The organism is Arcicella sp. LKC2W, assembly GCF_034931005.1.
GTDB lineage: Bacteria > Bacteroidota > Bacteroidia > Cytophagales > Spirosomataceae > Arcicella.
In genome coordinates, this window is sequence record NZ_JAYGIN010000004.1 from 70,643 (window position 1) to 91,076 (window position 20,434).

The 20,434-nt window shown below is 35.8% G+C and carries 22 protein-coding genes; 16 read left to right on the plus strand and 6 right to left on the minus strand.

What is annotated here, in order from left to right; genetic code table 11:
- Nucleotides 1–33: 33 nt before the first annotated feature.
- Nucleotides 34–489: a type I restriction enzyme HsdR N-terminal domain-containing protein gene (locus VB796_RS03810; RefSeq protein ID WP_323345182.1), complete on the minus strand. Its 456-nt coding sequence runs from the start codon at nucleotides 487–489 to the stop codon at nucleotides 34–36.
- 72 nt (nucleotides 490–561) lie between these two features.
- On the opposite strand from VB796_RS03810, the gene VB796_RS03815 reads away from it, so the two are divergent.
- Nucleotides 562–1,335: an AMP nucleosidase gene (locus VB796_RS03815; protein WP_323345183.1), complete on the plus strand. Its 774-nt coding sequence runs from the start codon at nucleotides 562–564 to the stop codon at nucleotides 1,333–1,335.
- Nucleotides 1,336–1,454: 119 nt separating this feature from the next.
- On the opposite strand, the gene VB796_RS03820 is transcribed toward VB796_RS03815, so the two are convergent.
- From VB796_RS03820 to VB796_RS03830, 3 genes are all read right to left on the minus strand, one after another.
- A complete protein-coding gene (locus VB796_RS03820) occupies nucleotides 1,455–2,780 on the minus strand; it encodes a tetratricopeptide repeat protein (RefSeq protein ID WP_323345184.1) in 1,326 nt (441 codons plus the stop codon).
- Between the two features lie 464 nt (nucleotides 2,781–3,244).
- Nucleotides 3,245–4,174 carry a citrulline utilization hydrolase CtlX gene (gene ctlX, locus VB796_RS03825; RefSeq protein WP_323345185.1) on the minus strand — a complete coding sequence of 310 codons (930 nt, stop codon included), beginning with the start codon at nucleotides 4,172–4,174 and terminating at the stop codon, nucleotides 3,245–3,247.
- A 92-nt stretch (nucleotides 4,175–4,266) separates the two neighbouring features.
- Nucleotides 4,267–5,706 carry an arginine deiminase family protein gene (locus VB796_RS03830; RefSeq protein ID WP_323345186.1) on the minus strand — a complete coding sequence of 480 codons (1,440 nt, stop codon included), beginning with the start codon at nucleotides 5,704–5,706 and terminating at the stop codon, nucleotides 4,267–4,269.
- Between the two features lie 368 nt (nucleotides 5,707–6,074).
- Here VB796_RS03830 and sufC point away from each other — a divergent pair, with 368 nt between their 5' ends.
- From sufC to VB796_RS03885, 11 genes are all read left to right on the plus strand, one after another.
- On the plus strand, nucleotides 6,075–6,833 hold the full coding sequence (gene sufC, locus VB796_RS03835) for a Fe-S cluster assembly ATPase SufC (RefSeq protein ID WP_323345187.1): 759 nt from the start codon (nucleotides 6,075–6,077) through the stop codon (nucleotides 6,831–6,833).
- Nucleotides 6,834–6,863: 30 nt separating this feature from the next.
- Nucleotides 6,864–8,177 carry a Fe-S cluster assembly protein SufD gene (sufD, locus tag VB796_RS03840; RefSeq protein ID WP_323345188.1) on the plus strand — a complete coding sequence of 438 codons (1,314 nt, stop codon included), beginning with the start codon at nucleotides 6,864–6,866 and terminating at the stop codon, nucleotides 8,175–8,177.
- Nucleotides 8,178–8,189: 12 nt separating this feature from the next.
- Nucleotides 8,190–8,474, plus strand: coding sequence for a DUF2442 domain-containing protein (locus VB796_RS03845; protein WP_323345189.1), 285 nt, complete (start codon nucleotides 8,190–8,192; stop codon nucleotides 8,472–8,474).
- Nucleotides 8,461–8,721 (plus strand): DUF4160 domain-containing protein, encoded by a 261-nt coding sequence (locus tag VB796_RS03850; RefSeq protein ID WP_323345190.1) that lies wholly within the window; start codon nucleotides 8,461–8,463, stop codon nucleotides 8,719–8,721. The genes VB796_RS03845 and VB796_RS03850 overlap by 14 nt, the downstream gene beginning before the upstream one ends.
- A gap of 12 nt (nucleotides 8,722–8,733) precedes the next feature.
- Nucleotides 8,734–9,159, plus strand: coding sequence for a GNAT family N-acetyltransferase (locus VB796_RS03855; protein WP_323345191.1), 426 nt, complete (start codon nucleotides 8,734–8,736; stop codon nucleotides 9,157–9,159).
- Nucleotides 9,160–9,163: 4 nt separating this feature from the next.
- Nucleotides 9,164–10,399: a cysteine desulfurase gene (locus VB796_RS03860; RefSeq protein WP_323345192.1), complete on the plus strand. Its 1,236-nt coding sequence runs from the start codon at nucleotides 9,164–9,166 to the stop codon at nucleotides 10,397–10,399.
- Nucleotides 10,400–10,410: 11 nt separating this feature from the next.
- Nucleotides 10,411–10,608, plus strand: coding sequence for a hypothetical protein (locus VB796_RS03865; RefSeq protein WP_323345193.1), 198 nt, complete (start codon nucleotides 10,411–10,413; stop codon nucleotides 10,606–10,608).
- Nucleotides 10,593–10,877: a type II toxin-antitoxin system RelE/ParE family toxin gene (locus tag VB796_RS03870; protein WP_323345194.1), complete on the plus strand. Its 285-nt coding sequence runs from the start codon at nucleotides 10,593–10,595 to the stop codon at nucleotides 10,875–10,877. The genes VB796_RS03865 and VB796_RS03870 overlap by 16 nt, the downstream gene beginning before the upstream one ends.
- Nucleotides 10,878–10,887: 10 nt before the next feature.
- Nucleotides 10,888–11,310 carry a SufE family protein gene (locus VB796_RS03875; protein ID WP_323345195.1) on the plus strand — a complete coding sequence of 141 codons (423 nt, stop codon included), beginning with the start codon at nucleotides 10,888–10,890 and terminating at the stop codon, nucleotides 11,308–11,310.
- A 47-nt stretch (nucleotides 11,311–11,357) separates the two neighbouring features.
- Nucleotides 11,358–11,669, plus strand: coding sequence for an iron-sulfur cluster assembly protein (locus VB796_RS03880; protein WP_323345196.1), 312 nt, complete (start codon nucleotides 11,358–11,360; stop codon nucleotides 11,667–11,669).
- Nucleotides 11,670–11,798: 129 nt separating this feature from the next.
- Entirely contained in the window at nucleotides 11,799–12,212 is a 414-nt protein-coding gene (locus tag VB796_RS03885) for a BrxA/BrxB family bacilliredoxin (RefSeq protein WP_109744089.1), read from the plus strand.
- 169 nt (nucleotides 12,213–12,381) lie between these two features.
- On the opposite strand, the gene VB796_RS03890 is transcribed toward VB796_RS03885, so the two are convergent.
- Nucleotides 12,382–13,785 carry a tetratricopeptide repeat protein gene (locus tag VB796_RS03890; RefSeq protein WP_323345197.1) on the minus strand — a complete coding sequence of 468 codons (1,404 nt, stop codon included), beginning with the start codon at nucleotides 13,783–13,785 and terminating at the stop codon, nucleotides 12,382–12,384.
- Between the two features lie 299 nt (nucleotides 13,786–14,084).
- Complete coding sequence (locus VB796_RS03895) at nucleotides 14,085–15,083, minus strand: SDR family NAD(P)-dependent oxidoreductase (protein ID WP_323345198.1); 999 nt, start codon at nucleotides 15,081–15,083, stop codon at nucleotides 14,085–14,087.
- A gap of 214 nt (nucleotides 15,084–15,297) precedes the next feature.
- On the opposite strand from VB796_RS03895, the gene VB796_RS03900 reads away from it, so the two are divergent.
- The 4 genes from VB796_RS03900 to VB796_RS03915 all read left to right on the plus strand — a co-directional run bounded on the left by VB796_RS03900 (nucleotide 15,298) and on the right by VB796_RS03915 (nucleotide 20,423).
- Nucleotides 15,298–16,233, plus strand: coding sequence for a phosphatase (locus VB796_RS03900; RefSeq protein ID WP_323345199.1), 936 nt, complete (start codon nucleotides 15,298–15,300; stop codon nucleotides 16,231–16,233).
- 92 nt (nucleotides 16,234–16,325) lie between these two features.
- Nucleotides 16,326–17,870 carry a deoxyribodipyrimidine photo-lyase gene (locus tag VB796_RS03905; protein ID WP_323345200.1) on the plus strand — a complete coding sequence of 515 codons (1,545 nt, stop codon included), beginning with the start codon at nucleotides 16,326–16,328 and terminating at the stop codon, nucleotides 17,868–17,870.
- A 183-nt stretch (nucleotides 17,871–18,053) separates the two neighbouring features.
- Nucleotides 18,054–19,370, plus strand: a complete 1,317-nt coding sequence (locus tag VB796_RS03910) for a UDP-glucose/GDP-mannose dehydrogenase family protein (RefSeq protein WP_323345201.1) — start codon at nucleotides 18,054–18,056, stop codon at nucleotides 19,368–19,370.
- Nucleotides 19,371–19,442: 72 nt separating this feature from the next.
- Nucleotides 19,443–20,423 carry a UDP-glucuronic acid decarboxylase family protein gene (locus VB796_RS03915; protein ID WP_323345202.1) on the plus strand — a complete coding sequence of 327 codons (981 nt, stop codon included), beginning with the start codon at nucleotides 19,443–19,445 and terminating at the stop codon, nucleotides 20,421–20,423.
- The last annotated feature ends 11 nt before the right edge of the window (nucleotides 20,424–20,434 follow it).

Below are 20,434 nucleotides of genomic sequence, written 5' to 3' on the forward strand. Positions count from 1 at the left end.
TTATTGGGTACAAATAACCAACCAATTCAATTATTAACTAAATACAGGCAAATCTTCTAAGAAATCCAATCGTAATTGTTCCCAATCAGTTTTGCAACAATGAAAAAACATTCCGTTGGCAATGGTTAAATATTGGGCTTTCAAAACCTGATTATATTGAGCAGCTTGTGTAAAAACACCTTGCGAAAGTTCGATATAAGGAGCTTTACACTCAATAATCATAAATAGATTCCCAGTTCGGTCAAAAACCTGAATATCAGTACGTTTAAGCAATTGATTATAGTTTAAACTACTTTCTAATTTTATCAAACTTTTGGGGTATTGATGTTGATTGATTAAGAAATGAATAAAATGCTGACGCACCCATTCTTCAGGGGTGAGAACAATATATTTTTTTCTGATAATATCCCAAATACATAATTTGTCATTGATTTTTTTTAATTTGTGTTCAAATGAAGGAAGGTTGAGTAATGTTAAATCGTTGGGCATGGGGATATTTTTTAGAATCTAATCCAAGTTACAAACTCTATTTTAACCTTCGATTAATCGACAAATAATTTTATGAAAACTAAACAAGAAATTGTGGACAATTGGCTTCCACGTTACACAGGAATGCCATTAGAGGATTTTGGACAGTATATTTTATTGACCAATTTTGCCAATTATGTTAAAATGTTCGCTGACCAATTTGACGTAGAAATAAAAGGTTCTGACCGCCCAATGCAAACGGCAACTGCTAATAATATTACCATTATTAACTTCGGAATGGGGTCACCGATGGCGGCAACGGTCATGGATTTATTATCGGCAATTGAACCTAAAGCCGTTTTATTCTTAGGAAAATGCGGTGGATTGAAAAAGAATTTGGGCTTAGGAGATTTAATTTTACCAATCGCAGCGGTACGTGGCGAAGGTACATCTGACGAATATATGCCTAAAGAAGTTCCTGCTTTGCCTTCTTTCCGTTTGCAACGTTCGGTGTCTTCTATGATAAAAAAACATGAAATGGATTACTGGACGGGTTTGGTTTATACCACCAACCGCCGTGTTTGGGAACATGACGAAGAATTCAAACAGTATTTGCAGGATATTCGTGCGATGGGGATTGACATGGAAACCGCTACAATTTTCACAGTAGGTTTTGCCAATAAAATACCACACGGAGCATTATTATTAGTTTCTGATAACCCAATGACTCCCGACGGTGTAAAAACCGAAGAAAGCGACAAAAAAGTAACAACAAACTTCGTGCATAAACACTTACAAATCGGCATTGATGCTTTGGAAGAATTAGCAAGTTCGGGCGAATCAGTGAAGCACTTGAGATTTGAGTAATGACAGAAAACAGTTAGCAGTAATCAGTTAACAGTAAAACCATTATCCATCAAAAAGCCTCACAGAATTATTCTGTGAGGCTTTTTGATAACTGCTAACTGCAAAACTGTTAACTGCTATTAATTACAATAATCTCTAATCACCGAATAAGCTGGTGTATATCCTAATTCTCCTGATTTACTAAGGTCATTACAACCGTCAGTATCACCCAAAGCATGACGAATAATTCCTCTTACGTAATATGCTTCAGCGTATTTTGAGTTCAATTTAATAGCATTTGTACAATCTTGAATTGCTCCACGTTGGTCATTTATTTGTGACTTCAACATTCCTCTTGTAAAATAAGCTTCTGAGTATGTTGGATTCAACGCAATTGCTTTATTGTAGTCTTCAATAGCTGCTTTTGTCTCACCAGTGCGAGCCTTTGAAAGTCCACGATTATAATAAACCTCTGAACGTTCTGGCGACATTTCTGCCATTTTCAAACGCTCTTGAACACCATTTCTTAAATCATCTAATACTTGTTTAGTGATACTTCCAGAGAAAACAACTTTATTATTTTCAATATTACCAATCGAAACGGCTTTATTAAAATCCTCAATGGCAGATTTTGTATTTCCTAATTTACTTTTTGCAAAACCTCTTCCATAATATGCCGTAGCATTTTCTGGGTCTTGTCCTAAAGCACGGTCGAAGTCAATTAAAGCCCCTTGAAAATCTTCCATTTGACTTTTGCAATATCCTCTAAAATACAATGATTCTGCATCTTCAGGTGTGATTTCCAAAGCTTTGCCATAGTCAACAATTGCTCCTTTAAAATCTCCCATTTTCATTTTACTATATGCTCTTCCAGAATACGAAGTAGAACGTTTTGGGCTAATTTCAATCGCCTTTGTAAAATCTTCTAAACTTCCTTTGTAGTCTTCTAATTTTTGTTTTACAACACCTCTGGCTGTATATCCTTGAGCATTGTCGGGTGTAAGGTCAAGCGACTTATTAAAATCTGACAATGCACCTTTAAAATTCTCTAATTTTGACTTACTCAATCCACGAATAAAATAAGTATTTGCATCAATCGGATTAAGAGCAATACAACTGTTGTAATCTTGCAAAGCACCTTTATGGTCGTCTTGACGAGCTTTACTTTGTCCTCGTCCTGCAAAAGCATCTGCATATCTTGGATTCAATTCAAGAGCCTTATCAAAGTCATTAATTGCTCCACGATTATCTTTGAGGTTTGCCTTTGTAACCGCTCTGTTGTAATAAGCATTGGCATCTTCAGGTTTCAAAGCAATTGCTTGCGAGAATGCTGTCTGAGCCGAAGCATGATTACCAATATTACTTTGTTGTACACCATATTCCATCAATTCTTGGAATGACTTTTGTGCAAAAGAAGTGATGCTTATTAGCAATAACGCTAATGATGTGAAAAAACTTTTTTTCATGGGTCTGATGTGAAAAAACAATTTTTAGTGATTAAAACAAAACATTGAAATGCCTTATTGATAGAAATTTAACAAACACAATTTCAAAATTTTGTGGTGAATGCTCTCATTTTCAACCAAGTGGCTTGATAAAATTCTGATATTAAAATACGCTATTTAAGAGTAAAATTTTAGGTTTTTCCGAGTTTAACTCTTCAATATCCTTGCCAAATTACTTAAAAAATGCCTTATTGCCAAAAAATATGCTTCAAACAATAATTATGTATTATTTGTACGTTTTTGAATATCGGAACATTAACGACCTTTAAACAGTAAATATTATTAGGCAATAATCGCAATCAAAAGTAGCACATACAATTTTAATCAAATATCCCCTCAAATATAAATTCAGTCCTCAAATAGCTTTTCATCGTTAACAAAACATTAACAAATAGACACTTCAAAATCTTGAAAAACTTTCGAATTTATTTGATTGGCAAATGAATCTCTGCCATCATACATCGAGCAGAACCACCTCCATTTCCTTCAATCATTGACAAATCAAAGTGATGAATTGTACAGTAATCATCCAAAATATCTATTTGTTTAGTGGTAAGCGAATGATAAGCAGAACTCGACATAACTAAAATTTTATCTCCTTTCACACTTTTTACCTCCAACATATTTCCAGCAAACTGATTCATTTGTTGCAAAGTAATTTCGACAACTCTTTTCCCTGATTGTTCCAAAGAGTTTCTAACCATCAAACGTTCATCCAAATCAGGGATTGCTTCCAGACAAATTACCGCAAACATATCGCCAATACACATCACTACATTGGTATGATAAATTTGTTTACCTGAGCCATCAATGGCATTAAATGAAACAATTTCATAGTTCATTTGAACAGAAAATTCCTTCAAAATATCCTCATGGGTACGTGGCGACAAACAAGCGTAAGCAATTTTGTATTTACGGTCGAGAACCATTGAACCTGTTCCCTCTAAAAATTTATTTTCTGCTTCTGAACCTGACAAATCAATTCTACGATTGATGTAAAATGTTTCGCCTATTTGCTCAATAATGTCTTCTCGACGTTCTAAACGACGATTTTCGGCTTGCATTGGATACATAATAACAGAGCCATTTCCATGAAAAGAAATCCAGTTATTCGGAAAAATAGAATCAGGTGTGTGAGGCTCGGCAGTGTCTTCAATCACGATGACATTTACGCCTGACTTTTGTAATTGCTCAACCATTTCGTCAAATTCCTTCAACGCTATTTGTTGAGCTTTATCTTGATTTTGCTTTCCAAATTCAGCATCTTGAAAAGCATTTGATTCGGCAGTTTCTTGGTTAAATCCAAAATTCACTGGACGAATCATTAGTATGTTGGAAGTAGTTTGTGAACGCATATTTTTATTAGTTGTGATTTAGTGATTTGTGATTTAGTGATTTGTGAGACCTATTTTAAATCACAACTCACTAAATCACAAATCACAACTTATCAAAATTCCGAACGTAATATTGGCATCGACATACAGTGCGAGCCTCCTCTGGCACGGGATAATTCTGCTGATGGCAACATAATGAATGTGTTAGTAATTGTCTCTGAATTTTTCCTGCCTGATTCAAAATCTTGTAATAAATCCTCCATTTTTACGGTTTCAAAACCAGCATTTTTGAAGGCTTCAAGCGTTTTATCATTACGGTCGTAACCAATAACCACGCCTTCTTTCACCGCCAAAAGATTACAAGAATCCGTCCACTGCTCTCTTGCTCCATACGGAAATTCATTATTGCCAGAATAAATAAACGTTACATCATGTGGCTGACAATCAAGGTCATAAATAGAAATTTCAGTTAATAATTCTTCCAAACTTTCAATTTCACGGGGTTCATGCTCTTGTCCACGACGGAACTGCACGATGTGAACTTCTTCTGCTTTCTGTGACTTCAATAAACCTGCTTTCACCAAAGCTGCATCTTCGTCTCTAATTTGTGGTTTTGCCAACGAACCCAACAACACCCACATATTCCGTTTTACTTGCGTAAAAACCGTGTCAATGTGCATATAATCACGTTTATTGGGAATTTTTACCAGCGTTACCTTCTCCACAATTTTCTTCTCAAACAAGATTTTAATGACTTGCTTGGCAGCATAAATCGTCGTTCTTTCCGAAATCCCAATCAATAAATGGTTTTTCGCCACCATCATTACATCGCCACCTTCCAATGTTGATTGAGCATCCTCCACTTGCTCTTCTGGCAACAAGAAAAGTGTCTCATTATCAGGAATTTCAATCAAGTTTTGGCGAATATCTTCAAAAATTGAGTGATTATAAAAAATATATTGAACCAACAATGCCTCACGGGTACGAGCTTGTTTTTTGGGACGATTCAGTAAAATATGGTTATTGATAGTTATACCAATGTCACGAGTAAAAATAAAGTTGGGAATGGGCGGAAAAAGCATTTCTCCCGAAGGCGTTGTTCCCGAAATCAACGTTTTAGCTAACTCAACCGATGGCAAATTAAAAAGTTCATCGTGAGTCGTGTACCATTCTTTTTCGATGGCACAGGCAGCCGCTACCAATTTCATCTTGGTCAAATCATTTTCAAGAATTTCCGCCAAGAGTTTCTGCAATTCAATAACCTTATCAGAATTGAAGTAATTGGGATTATCAGGTTTAAAGAAATTACGTTCTTTATCAGCATCAATTTCTGCCAACCTACCTTTAATCTTCTCTGAATCAAGAAAATAGAGCAATGTTTTTACGTAAAAATCATATTCTTTTCTACGCATGGTGTCCAAATGAATGATGTCTTCAAAGAGCCAATCTTGAGCTTTAGAAGGGACTACTTTACCCAAACCACTATCAGGGCTGTGGATTAAAAGACGTTTGAGCGTCCCAACTTCTGAGGATACTTGAATGGAATTTTCCATAAGTTTTATTGATGAATTTTGAGATTTTCGCAATAAGGGATTTTTATTCCACAAAGTCAAATTTTATTTATCTAAACGATGATTTATAGCATTCAAGAATTATATAAATTTATATCTAAAAAATCTTGAATTCATCAAATCTAAAAAGTCATAGTTCAAATATTTATTGTGTACGAACTATGATTTCAGGATTTTTATGTAATAAATCTTAAAATCATCAAATCTAAAAAATCATAGTTCGTACCAATAAGTGTTTGAAACTTTTTTCTTCTGTTTAGAGTTGTTCTAAATAAATACTTGGATAGCAAAAGATGAGGTCGTAATTTTGTATTCATTAGAAATCACGAAAATACAAATAATAGAATAAAATGTTAAAAATCAGCAATTTACAAGCTAAAATTGGAGATAAAGAAATTCTGAAAGGTTTGAATTTGGAAGTTAAAGCAGGCGAAGTTCATGCAATCATGGGACCAAACGGTGCGGGAAAAAGTACGTTAGCATCTGTTTTGGCTGGTCGTGAGACTTACGAAGTAACAGGTGGAAGCGTGGAATTTGATGGCAAAGACTTACTTGAACTTGCTCCAGAAGAACGTGCTGCCGAAGGTGTGTTTTTAGCATTCCAATACCCAGTAGAAATTCCAGGTGTTTCCACTACCAATTTCTTGAAAACGGCTGTCAACGAAATCCGTAAATATCGTGACGAAGAAGCTATGGATGCCGTACAGTTCTTGAAAATGTTTAAGGAAAAAATGAAGATTGTTAATATCGACCAATCTTTATTAAATCGTGCTTTGAACGAAGGCTTCTCGGGCGGAGAGAAAAAACGTAATGAAATCTTCCAAATGGCAGTTCTTAATCCGAAATTAGCTATCTTAGATGAAACAGATTCAGGACTTGACATTGATGCTTTACGTATTGTAGCTGAGGGAGTTAACAAGTTAAAATCTGCCGATAATGCTACCATTGTAATCACCCATTACCAACGTTTATTAGATTTTATTGTTCCAGATTTTGTTCACGTTTTATACAAAGGTCGTATCGTAAAATCAGGTACAAAAGACTTAGCTCTTGAATTAGAAGAAAGAGGTTACGATTGGATTAAGGAAGAATTAGGCGAAACGGTTTAATAAGCTATTAATAAAGATTAGATTTTGATTATGAACAATACAGATTTAAAAACTCAATTAATAGCAGATTTCAAAACTGCCGAAGGACGTATGAATGGCGAAGCAAAATCTGCCGTTCACCAGATTCGTCAGCAGGCGTTAGAGCGTTTTGACAAATTGGGTTTCCCTACCATCAGACACGAAGAATGGAAATATTCTAATGTAAAAAACTTAGTTAATCAAGCATTTGAATTTAATGCTGTTACTAATTTTTCGGCAGAAGATTTAGCAGAAATGCCCATTCCAAATCTTGAAGGCAATATTTTATATTTTATCAACGGAGTTTATAACGCTGAGATGTCAACTATCGTAAGTCCAGATTCGGAATTACAGATTATGACTTTTGCCGAAGCCGCTAAAAATCACGCTGATTTAGTTGAGCAATATTTCAATAAATATACCGATTATCAAGACAACGCTTTTACGGCACTGAATACTGCTTTTGCACAAAATGGCGTATTTGTTCATGTTCCTGATAACAAAGTAGTTGAACAACCAATTATTATTAGATTTATCAACGATGCTCGTACGCTAAATGTAGCATCACAACCGAGAAATTTAATCGTAGTTGGCAAACGTTCAGAAGTTCAAATTGCAGAAGCTTTCCGTACTATTGGTGACAATGCTTCATTTACCAATGCCGTAACTGAATTTGTGGTTGCAGAAGAAGCAAACGTGCATTATTATAAAGTTCAGAACGAATCAGACAAAGCATATCACATCGGTACAACTTCGGTTTTGCAAGCAGATAAGTCTGTTTTTACGGCTAATACCGTAACAGCAAACGGCGGATTTGTTCGTAATAACTTGAATATCAAGATTGACGGAGAATATGCGGAAGCAAATATGTTTGGGTTATATATTCCAAACGGAAAGCAACATATAGATAATCATACTGCGGTTGACCACGCCAAGCCAAATTCAAATTCAAATGAATTGTACAAAGGAATCTTGAAAGGGAAATCAACGGGCGTATTCAACGGAAAGATTTTTGTAAGACAAGACGCACAGAAAACAAACGCTTTTCAATCTTGTAAAAACGTATTGTTATCAGAAGATGCGTCGATGAATACCAAACCACAATTGGAAATTTGGGCAGACGATGTGAAATGTTCACACGGAACAACCACTGGACAATTGAACGATGATGCACTTTTCTATATGCAAGCACGTGGTATTTCAAAAGACACTGCCAGAGCATTATTGACGTTAGCTTTCGCACAAGATGTAATCGATAAATTTGAGATTACTTCTATCAAAGAATATTTGCAGGAATTGATTACGGAGAAGATTTATCAAGATTAAATTCAGAACAATATGTTTCCACGACTTATTGATGTAAAAGGATTATCCAACTATCGTCTTGCATTAAAATATGACGATGGAACACAAGGAATTGCGGATGTATCTCATCTTGCCCACAAAGGGATTTTCCAACAGTGGGATAAGGAAGGTGTTTTTAATAATGTCTATATTGATAAAGAGTCAAATGCGGTAGCATGGAATGAAGATTTAGATTTGTGTCCAGATTCTTTGTATCTAAAATTAGTAGGTCTTTCCTTTGAAGACTGGAAGAAAAAAGAACATTATGCCACAAATTAGTCGTTTTTTCGGAATTATCATTTTTATGTATTTTGATGACCATAATCCTCCTCATTTTCATGCACATTATGGAGATTTCAAAGCAGTTATTTCTATCGACAATTTTGCACTTTTAGAAGGAAAATTACCAGCAAAAACATTAGGATTGGTAGTCGAATGGGCGGTTTTACATCAAGAAGAATTGATGAATAATTGGAGATTAATGGAAGAAAGTAAACCAATGTTAAAAATTGACCCTTTACAGTAATTCGTGGAGAATATGACTCAAATAAAATTCGCAAATACTCAAGACGAATATTTAAAATGTTGGAATGCGATTAGTGCTTTAAGACCAAATCTTACCAAGGAAAACTATTTGGCTTTAATTGATAAGATGGAGCATCAGACTTATCGGTTGGCATATATTGAAGAAGAAAACGGAAATGTACCCGCAATTATTGGTTTTAGGTACATGACAATGCTTTACTGCGGTAATATTATCTACATTGATGATTTATCGACTATTCCAGAAGCGAGAGGAAAAGGCTATGCAAGTCAATTATTAGACTTTATTATTGATTTGGCTCAAACCCAAAAACTTGATGGAGTTCATTTAGATTCGGGACATCAACGTTATGATGCACACCGTTTGTATTTGAATAAGAAATTTAAAATTATGGCACATCATTTTAGTTTGACATTTTAATTTCATGACAACAATCACCGAAATATTAGACATACAGGCAATCAGAGCCGATTTCCCTATCCTTAATCAAGAAATTAATGGTAAAAAATTGGTGTACTTTGATAATGCCGCCACAACCCAAAAGCCAACTTCTGTAATTGATGCCATTGCACATTATTACAATTTTGACAATGCTAATATTCACCGAGGAATTCACACATTAGCAGAACGTGCTACTCGTGATTTTGAAGCATCTCGTGAAGCAATTCGTGCATTTTTGGGAGCATCGTCTATCGAAGAAATCATTTTCACTTCGGGAACGACGCAAGGTATCAACTTGGTAGCCAGCACTTTCGGGAGAAAATTCATCAAAGAAGGCGACGAAATTATCATTTCTGGTTTAGAACATCACTCCAATATTGTGCCTTGGCAAATGCTTTGTGAAGAGAAAGGTATCAAATTGAAAGTGATTCCTGTAACTGATTTAGGCGAGTTGGATATGGAAGCATACCAAAATATGCTTTCTGAAAAAGTGAAATTGGTTTCGGTTAATCATGTTTCTAACTCATTGGGAACGATTAATCCTGTTAAAGAAATCATTGATTTAGCTCATAGTTTTGGAGCGAAAGTTTTGATTGATGGAGCTCAGGCCTCTTCGCACTTAAATATTGATGTTCAAGCACTTGACGCTGATTTCTATACCCTTTCTGCTCATAAATTGTATGGGCCAACGGGTATTGGTGTTTTGTACGGAAAGAAAGAAATTTTAAATGCTATGCCTCCATACATGGGTGGTGGCGAAATGATTAAAGAAGTAACTTTCGAGAAAACAACTTACAACGAATTGCCTTATAAATTTGAAGCGGGAACGCCCAATATTGCGGACGTAGTAGCTTTAAAAACGGCATTAGAATACATCGCTTTTCACGGAAAAGAAAATATTGCGGCTCACGAAGATATGCTTTTGCATTATGCAACTGAGCAGTTATTGGAGATTGACGGCTTGAAAATCATCGGACAAGCAAAAGAAAAAGTGTCGGTAATAAGTTTTGTTATGGATGGAATTCACCCGCAAGACATTGGCGTACTACTTGATAATCAAGGAATTGCCGTAAGAACTGGACACCACTGTACACAACCTTTAATGCAAAGATTCAATATTGTGGGAACAACCAGAGCATCTTTTGCGGTTTATAATACAACTGAAGAAATTGACCGATTGGTAGCAGGAATACACAGAGTTAAGAAAATGCTTTTGTAAAAGATAATGTTATGAGTACATCAACTTTAGAAAAAGAACAGGTAATGTTTTGCATTCAAGGAATGCCACAACGATTTACTATTGATGATTTAGTAGAACGTTTAGTTATTCTTGCTCGAATTGAAAGTTCAGAAGAACAAGTAAAAAACGGGCAGGTATATTCTAAAGATGAAATAAAAAATGTTGTCAATCAATGGCTAAAAAGGTAATTATTACAGAAGATGCCCGAAAAGATTTAGACAGAATTTTCTTAGATTTCAGTGATTATTCAGAAAAATATGCTCAGTTATGGGCTGATGAGTTCTTCAAATACATTGATTTGTTAGAAGTAAATCCTAAAATGGGCAGAATTGTTCCAGAAATAAATTCAGAAAACTTTAGGGAAGTTTTTGTCGGCAAATACCGAATGATTTATAAAGTAACTCAAGATGTTGAAATTATGATGTTGAGGCACTCTGCGAAACCTCTTAATTTATAACCTTCAAAAAATGACAATTAACGAAACACAAGACGAAATAATAGAAGAATTTGAATTGTTTGACGATTGGGCGGACAAATACGAATATATCATTGATTTAGGTAAGAAGTTAAAGGGACTTCCCGAAGAACAAAAAACCGAAGAAAATATCATCAAAGGTTGTCAAAGTAGAGTTTGGTTAAATGCTCGTCAAGAAAATGAAAACTTAATATTTGAAGCTGATTCTGAGGCAATTATCGTAAAAGGTTTGGTAAATATGCTCATCAGGGTTTTGTCAGGACATACGCCAAAAGAAATTGCAGAATCAGATTTATACTTTATGGATAAAATTGGAATGAGTTCACATTTAGCCCAAACTCGTTCAAATGGATTGGCTTCGATGGTGAAACAAATGAAGAATTATGCCATTGTATTTAACAGTATTAAGGCGTAAGTTTTAATCCAAAAGTTGTTTTTGAAATTACCTAATACATCCTCAAAATGTCAGAAGAAGAATTAAAAGAAGAAGTAATCAGAGCGATTAAAGAAGTTTATGACCCAGAAATTCCTGTGAATGTCTATGAACTTGGTCTGATTTACGATATAAAAATATTTCCTGTTAATAATGTCTATGTTTTAATGACATTGACTTCTCCTTCTTGCCCTTCGGCAGAGGCGATTCCTGTGGAAATTGAACAAAAAATCAAAGAAATTGAAATAGTTTCAGACGTAAGCGTAGAATTAACTTTCGACCCACCATACTCACAAGATATGATGTCGGAAGTGGCAAAATTGGAACTTGGATTTATGTAACATTGTTCATTGAGTGATTGATTAATTTAGTGATTGAGTGAATATACAGATATTTATTCCTCTCAAAACTTATCTATTCACTTAGGTTACGCAACCCGTTCATCATTCACTCATTCAAAAATTAAAAATATGTACCCAGAACATTTAGTAGCTCCAATGCGTGCAGATATTGCAGAAGGAGGATTTACAGAATTAAAAACAGCCGCAGAAGTTGAAACTGTCATGGCTGAAAACGGAACAACTTTGATGTTTATCAACTCGGTATGTGGTTGTTCAGCACGTACTGCTCGTCCAGGTGTGAAAGAAGCTGTTTGGAATTCAGAAAAAAAACCAAATCATTTAGTAACAGTTTTTGCAGGTGTTGACCAAGAAGCAACCGCAAAAGCTCGTGAATATACTTTACCATACCCTCCATCTTCACCAGCAATTGCTTTTTTCAAAGACGGTGAATTGGTTCACATGGTAGAACGTCATCACATCGAAGGTCGTTCAGCAGAATTAATCGCTAATCACTTAGAAGGTGTTTTTGAAGAATTTTGTTAGTCGAGATTGGTAATTAGTTACTGGAAATTGGGTAACTGGTGTATTGGTGATTAGGTTATTGGTAAAGGTGCTTATCCTAATTCTAATAAAAAAAGGAACTTCAGTTGGCTGAAGTTCCTTTTTTTATATTTTCTAATTACCAATAACTAATACACCAGTAACCAATTTCCTATTTCCGATATTGTTCTATTATTCTAAAAATGGCTTTCTGCGTATCTAAACTTTTAAAATATTCAAACATTAACGAATGTCCTTCGTAATTGAGAATTAAACCAGTTTCTAAATAATTGAAAGCCTCCTTATAGCGTCCAGATTTGATAAAATAAACGGCTGCACGATAATATAATTCAGATTCTTCAGGCATTTGGTCTATGGCAGAAAGCATTAATTCTGCAGCCATTTCAAAATCTCCTTGCTCATGATTCAGGATAGACCATTTTATCCATGCTTCTGGATTCATTGGTTCAAGTTCTGCTGATTTTTGATAAGCTTCCATCCCTGAAACAGTATTTCCCATATTGGTTTCGGCATCTGCCATAGCTAACCAATAATAAGCATTTTTATCGTCTAAACTGAGTGCTTTTTTCAAGAAATGAGTAGCTTCAAACCAACGTTCCATTTCACAAAGGCAAACACCTACACCAAAATAACCATCGTCCCACTCTGGGTCAAGTTTTATCGCATCTTTATAATAATGAATTGCCTCTGCAAAACGTTCTTGTCGTTCAATACTCGCTCCAAAACAACAATAAACTTCTGGCGTAACATCTTCAAATTCAAGGCAACGGCGATAAGCATCTTCTGCTTTTGCCCAATTGCCCAAATTCATGTAAGAATTTCCTAAGTTGAAATATCCCGAAGAAAATTTATCATTAATTGCCACCGAAAACTCATACGCATCAGCCGCTTCTTCAAATTTCCCTAACTTAGAATACGCAATTCCGATGTTATACCAAGCATTTTCAGAATATGGATCAGTATCGATAAATTGCTGATAATACGGTAATGATTCTTCTAACTTTCCTATTTCATCTAAACTATTGGCTAACTCGTAAAGGGCATTTTCATTCTTGATATTTTCCTCAATGGCTTGTTTGAAGGCAGCTACGGCATTATGATGCTTTCCCCAACTTTGGTACGCCAATCCGATATGAAAATAAACTTCGTCACGGTCTTCGGCAATTTCTAAAATTTCAGTAAGTAATTCGATAGCCGTTTGATAGTCGCCTTTAAGATTATAAACAGTGCTACGGAGATAAATAATATCGGTATCAGAAGGATTAAAAAGTTCAGCTTTGTCAATGACTTCAAGTGCTTCGTCATGCTTACCAAGATTAGCAAGCAATTCTGCCTTGCAAAGCATCAATTCCAACGAATAAGGATATTGTTCCAGAGCCATTTCGCACGCTTGCATCGCATCATCAATTTTCCCTTCTTCCATATAATGTTCTACGATTTGCTCATAGGTATCAAGGTCGAAAAAAGAAGATTCCATACGTTTGAGCATGGATTCGAAACGCCTTACCGAATGTAGCGTTTCCTCTCGGCGGTCTTCAAAATCTTGTTCCATCATTGATTGTAGGGTCTGGTGTTTCAGTGGACAGTTTTTAGTAAAACGAGAACGAAAAGCAAATAATTAAAAGTATATTATTATTTTTCGTTGGCGAACCATTCGTATATTTTACCATATAACTGTCAAAACTGGGTTTGTATTTTACAAAAACAGTTTACTGTTATTGCTAATTTAATAATAATCTTTTGTTCTACCAAACACCTTGAATATTAATTAGTATAGCAAAAATTATGCTAATAATGAAGTTTAAAAGCCTTAAAATGGTCATTATGCAGACATTCTCCTTTTATTAAAACTACTTATTGATATTTTTTGAGTAATTGTCCACAAATTCTATCTAAGCTTTCATCTAAACTTTTAAAGGAAAAATTCAACGTTTCTTTCAATTTCTCATTTTGATATTCAAATGAATGACTCGATGAAAGTGCAGTTTCTTTCGTAATTAAGGGAGCTTTTCCTGTAAAAAAACTCCTCACGGCTTCTACTCGCCAAATAATACCTGTTAATGACTTATTGAGCAATTTTTGGGGTGCTTTTCTATTGAATTTCTGAGCAACTTTCGACAAAAACTCTTTGTAAGTGATTTCTCCCGCACTTACAACATATCTTTCATTAGAAATATCAGAAGTGGTGAGTTGATAAATAATGGACACTAAATCCTCAACATCCACATAATTAAGATTGCCTTGTGGGTAAAAAGAATGTTCGTCGTAGGCATATTTGAGTAATTGCGTACTACTTTTTGTCCAATCGGCTTCTCCTAAAATAATAGACGGATTCACGATAACAGTCTCCAAACCTTCCGACTGTCCACGCCACACTTCCATTTCGGCTAAATACTTGGTTTTGGCGTAATTAGAGTTCAACGGACTTTCTTCCCAAGTAGCCTTTTCGTTGATTTTGATGATACTTTCCTGCGTATGTTCATTGGGTGTTTTTCTACCTAAAGCCGCCACAGAACTAACAAAACAAAGTTTCTTAACTTTACTATCCAAACAAATATTAACGACGTTTGTTGTTCCTTCAACATTGGTCTTCAACATTCGTTCTTGGTCTTTTGGGGCAAATGAAACGATAGCAGCAGCATGAACCACCAAGTCAATTCCTTGCATTGCGTCTTCGAGCGACAAAATATCCAATACGTCGCCTTCGTGCCAAGTTATCTGATTTTCAATATCTTGTAACAATGACAAATCGCTATTTTGTCTTTTCAGACCTGCAACTTGATAACCCGCTTCCAAGAAACGTCTTGCCGTAAAACTTCCGACTAAACCTGTTATACCTGTTATTAATACCATTTCTATAGTGACAAAGGAGCAAAGGCACGGAGTTACAAAGAGTTTGCCTCCATTCTCAATCAAACCTCTTCAAAACCTTATATCTTTTTTATTATTTTTACCTTTAACACTTCTTCGTTCTTGTGCGTCTTTGTGACTTTGTGGCAATCAATCAATTACAACTATCTTTGTGAATACAAAGGTAAATCCAAAACATTACAATCAATTACAAAACGTGATAAAGAAAGCAATTATTGACTTAGGGACAAATACATTTCAACTATTGATTGTAGCACAAGAAGGCGACACATTTCAGACTATCCATGAAGACAGTTATGCTGCCAAGATTGGGAAAGGTGGCATTTCAGACGGAATTATTACCGAAGAAGGAATCCAAAGAGCGATAAAAGGCTTACAATATTTTCAGCAAAGATTTGAAAAAGAAGGCATTACACCCGAAAACATTTTAGCAACGGCTACCAGTGCCGTCAGAAATGCAAGGAACGGTAATGAATTTTGTGAGAGAATTTTAAATGAGACTGGTATAAAAATCAACGTAATTTCGGGAGATGAAGAAGCTGGCTTGATTTACGAAGGGGTTAAATTAGGCATGAAAATCGGTTCAGAAACTTCCATGATTATTGACATTGGTGGTGGCTCGGTTGAGTTTATTATTTGCAACGAAACCAAAATCTTTTACAAACAAAGTTTTGAAATTGGCGGTCAGCGATTGATGGATAAATTCATGACCACCGACCCCATTTCTCCACGTTCGGTTCAAGCACTAAAAAATTATCTCGAAGACCAACTTTTACCGCTTACCAACGCCGTGCATCAGTACGCACCTGTGTGTGTAATTGGCTCGGCGGGTTCGTTTGAAACGCTAATTGATATGTATTTTATGAAACAATTTGGGCAACTCCCTCCTACCGACCAAGTTTCATTTGAATTACCCCTTGCTGAATTTTACGACTCCTTTTTGAAACTCGTTTCGCAAAATCGTGAGCAAAGAATGAACATTGCGGGTATGATAGAATTGCGTGTGGATATGATTGTGGTGGGCGTTTGTTTGATAGATTTTATTTTGAAAAGATACGAAATCAACCAAATAAAAGTGTCTAATTATGCTTTGAAAGAAGGGGTTTTGAGTAGGCTTTTGGGAGGGAATTAATAGAATAACAGGCACTGTTCGTAGGTTTATCGAAGGATTCCTACGTACAGACACAGCAAAACCAACTCATAATTCACCATTTTTACATCGTTTTGGAAAAACAAGCTATCAATATCCTTTGGTTTAAACGTGACCTCCGCCTGCGAGACCACGCTCCTCTGCACGCCGCCCTTGCTGATAATCGACCGCTATTGATGCTTTATTTTTTTGAACCGTCGGTCATGGCTGATGCCCATTATTCTGAGCGTCATTGGCGTTTCGTTTGGGAGTCTTTACAGGATTTAAACGCTCAATTATCTACGCTAAACATAAAAATTAAGATTGTCCACGCAGAGGTTATTCCCATTTTTCAAGAAATTCATCAGCAAATCGGCATCAATAAAATATTCTCTCACGAAGAAACAGGTCTAAAAGTAACTTACGACCGTGATAAACAGATTAATAACTTTTGCAAAAACAACAAAATTCAATGGACTGAATATCAATGCAATGGCGTTTTTAGAGGTCGAAGAAACCGAGAGAATTGGGTAAAAGACTGGCACGTTTTTATGGGTCAGCCGATATGGAAAATTGATGAAGCAACACTAAAAGAATCTGCAAAAATATCACAAGAGCCAATTCTAACTTTAGAAAAGCAATCTTCCATTTTCAGTAATTCACTGGTAAATAACTTTACTGATATTTTCCCTAATGCCGACGACACAAGAAACCAAAATTTTCAACCTGGAGGAGAATATTACGCTCATCGTTATCTAAAATCTTTTTTGGAGGAAAGAGTTAAAAACTACTCAAAATCCATTTCCAAACCCTTAGAATCTCGTCGAGGATGTAGTCGGCTTTCGCCTTATATTGCTTGGGGTTGTCTCAGTATTCGCCAAGTGTATAAAGCCGAAAAAGAAGCCGAAAAGCTTAGTCCATCCCTAAAATGGCACTTATCAAATTTTGGTTCTCGTTTGCGTTGGCATTGTCATTTCATCCAAAAATTTGAAATGGAAGAGCGAATGGAATTTGAAAATTTGAATCATGGCTACGACTCCATGATGATTTCGGAAAACGAAGAACACCTCAACGCTTGGAAAGAAGGAAAGACGGGATTTCCCCTCGTGGACGCTTGTATGAGGTGTTTAATCGCCACAGGTTACATCAATTTCAGAATGCGAGCCATGGTAGTTTCATTTCTAACGCACCAATTATTTCACCATTGGAAGGCTGGAACCCATCATTTGGCAAGCCTATTTTTAGATTTTGAACCGGGAATTCATTATCCTCAATTTCAAATGCAAGCGGGCGTTACGGGTATCAATACGGTTAGAATTTATAACCCAATCAAACAATCGCAAGAACACGACCCCGAAGGTATTTTTATCCGAGAATGGGTTCCAGAAATGAGAAATTGTCCGCCCACGTTCACGCATGAACCTTGGAAAATGACTGAAATGGAACAAGAAATCTATCATTTTCACCTTGGTAAAGACTATCCATTCCCTATCATTGATTTTGAAAATAATACAAAAATAGCCAAAGACCGCATTTGGGGGCAACGGAAAAGCAACGAAGTGAAGCAAGAAAAAAGTGGCATTTTAGAAAAACATACGATTCCAGCCAAAGAAAAAAGTGTTAAGAAAAAACGGAAATAAATATTTCAGACAGCGGCACTCAATGTAAGAATATTGTGTATTAACAGAAAACAAAGCACCACTTAATAATTTTGGAGAATTCTTTCAAAACATTTGCTATACGCATTTAGATTTTACCAATAAAAACCACTAATTTTGAAAATTAAACTATAACTATTTCAAGAAAACAAAAAATAAGAATACATGAAAATAGCTGTAATCGGAACGGGATATGTGGGGTTGGTAACGGGAACTTGTTTTGCTGAAACTGGTAATCAAGTTATATGCGTTGATATTGACGCAAAAAAAGTAGAAAAGATGAAAAACGGGGTCATTCCAATTTATGAACCTGGTTTAGAAGAATTATTCCTTCGCAACTCAAATGAAGGAAGATTGAAATTTACTACTTCTTTGTCGGAAGGTATCAAAGATGCACAAGTAATCTTTTTGGCTTTACCAACACCTCCAGGGGCAGACGGTTCGGCTGATTTAAAATATATCTTGAAAGTTGCGGACGATTTAGGTCCAATTTTAGAAAATTACGTAGTTGTTATCGACAAAAGTACAGTACCTGTTGGAACGGCTGAAAAAGTTCAAGCAGCTATCGCTAAAAATGCAAAAGTTGAATTTGATGTAGTTTCAAATCCAGAATTCTTGCGTGAGGGCGTTGCAGTGGAAGATTTCATGCGACCTGACCGTGTGGTTATTGGTACAAAATCTGACAAAGCAAAAGCGATGATGACGAAGTTATATGCTCCGTTGGTTCGTCAGGGAAATCCAGTAATTTTCATGGACGAGCGTTCGGCTGAAATGACTAAATATGCGGCTAACGCTTTCTTAGCAACAAAAATTACCTTCATGAACGAAATTGCTAACCTTTGTGAAAAAGTGGGTGCAAACGTTGATGATATTCGTAGAGGTATCGGAACAGATTCTCGTATTGGTAAAAGATTCTTATTCGCAGGTATTGGTTACGGTGGAAGTTGTTTCCCGAAAGATGTTCAAGCTTTAGAAAAAACTTCTAAAGAAAACAACTACGATTTCAAGATTTTACAAGCCGTAATGGACGTAAATGAAGACCAAAAAACTCGCTTAATTCCAATGATTAACGATTATTTTGGGGGAGATTTAAAAGGTAAAACTTTTGCTATGTGGGGCTTGGCTTTCAAACCATACACTGATGATATTCGTGAAGCACCAGCTTTGTATAATATCGAGGCACTTTTAGCGGCAGGAGCAACTATTAAAGCTTACGACCCAGAAGCAATGCCAAATGTACAAGGAGTTGTTGGTGATAAAATCACTTACACGACTGGTCCTTACGAAGCCTTGAAAGATGCTGATGCTTTGTTAATTATGACAGAATGGCCTCAATTCCGTACTCCAGAATTTGAAGTAATGAACGTTTTATTGAAAAATAAAGTCATTTTTGACGGTCGTAATCTATACGAATTAGACGAAATTGGAGAAAAAGGATATACTTATTATTCAATTGGAAGAGAAACAGTGAACAGTAAATAGTAAACAGTTATCAGAAAATAGCATAGAAGTTCAATTGCTTAAAGCCTAAAGCTTATAGCGAAAAGCAAAAAAATGAAAAGAGTTTTAATTACAGGTGGAGCAGGATTTTTAGGCTCACACCTTTGCGATAGATTTATCAAAGAAGGTTTCCACGTTATTGCGATGGATAACTTAATTACAGGTGATTTGAAAAACATCGAACACTTGTTTAAATTACCAAACTTTGAATTTTATCACCATGATGTTTCAAAGTTTATTCACGTACCAGGTGAATTAGACTATATTTTGCATTTTGCTTCGCCAGCATCTCCAATTGACTATTTGAAGATTCCGATTCAGACTTTGAAAGTTGGTTCTTTGGGGATTCACAACTGTCTTGGATTAGCACGTGTAAAAAATGCAAGAGTATTAATTGCCTCAACATCAGAAGTTTACGGAGACCCTAACGTTCATCCACAACCAGAAGAATACTGGGGAAATGTGAATCCAGTTGGACCTCGTGGCGTTTATGACGAAGCAAAACGTTTCCAAGAAGCGATGACAATGGCTTACCATACTTATCACGGATTAGAAACTCGTATCGTTCGTATTTTCAATACTTATGGCCCAAGAATGCGTCTGAATGATGGCCGTGTATTGCCTGCATTCATCGGACAAGCTCTTCGTGGAGAAGATTTAACCATGTTCGGCGACGGCTCACAAACTCGTGCTTTTTGTTACGTAGATGATTTGGTAGAAGGTATTTACCGTTTGTTGATGTCTGATTATGTACAACCTGTAAATATTGGTAATCCAGACGAAATCACGATTAAAGAATTTGGAGAAGAAATCATCAAATTGACAGGTACAAATCAGAAATTGATTTCGTTGCCATTGCCAACTGATGACCCAAAACAACGTAAACCAGATATTACAAAAGCAAAAGCCTTGCTTGGTTGGGAGCCAAAAGTTGCCAGAGCAGAAGGTTTGAAAATCACTTATGAATATTTCAAATCTTTACCAAAAGATGAATTATTCAAAATGGCTAATCACCGTGATTTTGAGAAAAAATAGGTTGTTATTGG

Coding starts and splice junctions, on each gene's coding strand:
- VB796_RS03810 (WP_323345182.1), bottom strand. CDS start 489: ATGCCCAACGATTTAACATTACTCAACCTTCCTTCATTTGAACACAAA.
- VB796_RS03815 (WP_323345183.1), top strand. CDS start 562: ATGAAAACTAAACAAGAAATTGTGGACAATTGGCTTCCACGTTACACA.
- VB796_RS03820 (WP_323345184.1), bottom strand. CDS start 2,780: ATGAAAAAAAGTTTTTTCACATCATTAGCGTTATTGCTAATAAGCATC.
- ctlX (WP_323345185.1), bottom strand. CDS start 4,174: ATGCGTTCACAAACTACTTCCAACATACTAATGATTCGTCCAGTGAAT.
- VB796_RS03830 (WP_323345186.1), bottom strand. CDS start 5,706: ATGGAAAATTCCATTCAAGTATCCTCAGAAGTTGGGACGCTCAAACGT.
- sufC (WP_323345187.1), top strand. CDS start 6,075: ATGTTAAAAATCAGCAATTTACAAGCTAAAATTGGAGATAAAGAAATT.
- sufD (WP_323345188.1), top strand. CDS start 6,864: ATGAACAATACAGATTTAAAAACTCAATTAATAGCAGATTTCAAAACT.
- VB796_RS03845 (WP_323345189.1), top strand. CDS start 8,190: ATGTTTCCACGACTTATTGATGTAAAAGGATTATCCAACTATCGTCTT.
- VB796_RS03850 (WP_323345190.1), top strand. CDS start 8,461: ATGCCACAAATTAGTCGTTTTTTCGGAATTATCATTTTTATGTATTTT.
- VB796_RS03855 (WP_323345191.1), top strand. CDS start 8,734: ATGACTCAAATAAAATTCGCAAATACTCAAGACGAATATTTAAAATGT.
- VB796_RS03860 (WP_323345192.1), top strand. CDS start 9,164: ATGACAACAATCACCGAAATATTAGACATACAGGCAATCAGAGCCGAT.
- VB796_RS03865 (WP_323345193.1), top strand. CDS start 10,411: ATGAGTACATCAACTTTAGAAAAAGAACAGGTAATGTTTTGCATTCAA.
- VB796_RS03870 (WP_323345194.1), top strand. CDS start 10,593: ATGGCTAAAAAGGTAATTATTACAGAAGATGCCCGAAAAGATTTAGAC.
- VB796_RS03875 (WP_323345195.1), top strand. CDS start 10,888: ATGACAATTAACGAAACACAAGACGAAATAATAGAAGAATTTGAATTG.
- VB796_RS03880 (WP_323345196.1), top strand. CDS start 11,358: ATGTCAGAAGAAGAATTAAAAGAAGAAGTAATCAGAGCGATTAAAGAA.
- VB796_RS03885 (WP_109744089.1), top strand. CDS start 11,799: ATGTACCCAGAACATTTAGTAGCTCCAATGCGTGCAGATATTGCAGAA.
- VB796_RS03890 (WP_323345197.1), bottom strand. CDS start 13,785: ATGATGGAACAAGATTTTGAAGACCGCCGAGAGGAAACGCTACATTCG.
- VB796_RS03895 (WP_323345198.1), bottom strand. CDS start 15,083: ATGGTATTAATAACAGGTATAACAGGTTTAGTCGGAAGTTTTACGGCA.
- VB796_RS03910 (WP_323345201.1), top strand. CDS start 18,054: ATGAAAATAGCTGTAATCGGAACGGGATATGTGGGGTTGGTAACGGGA.
- VB796_RS03915 (WP_323345202.1), top strand. CDS start 19,443: ATGAAAAGAGTTTTAATTACAGGTGGAGCAGGATTTTTAGGCTCACAC.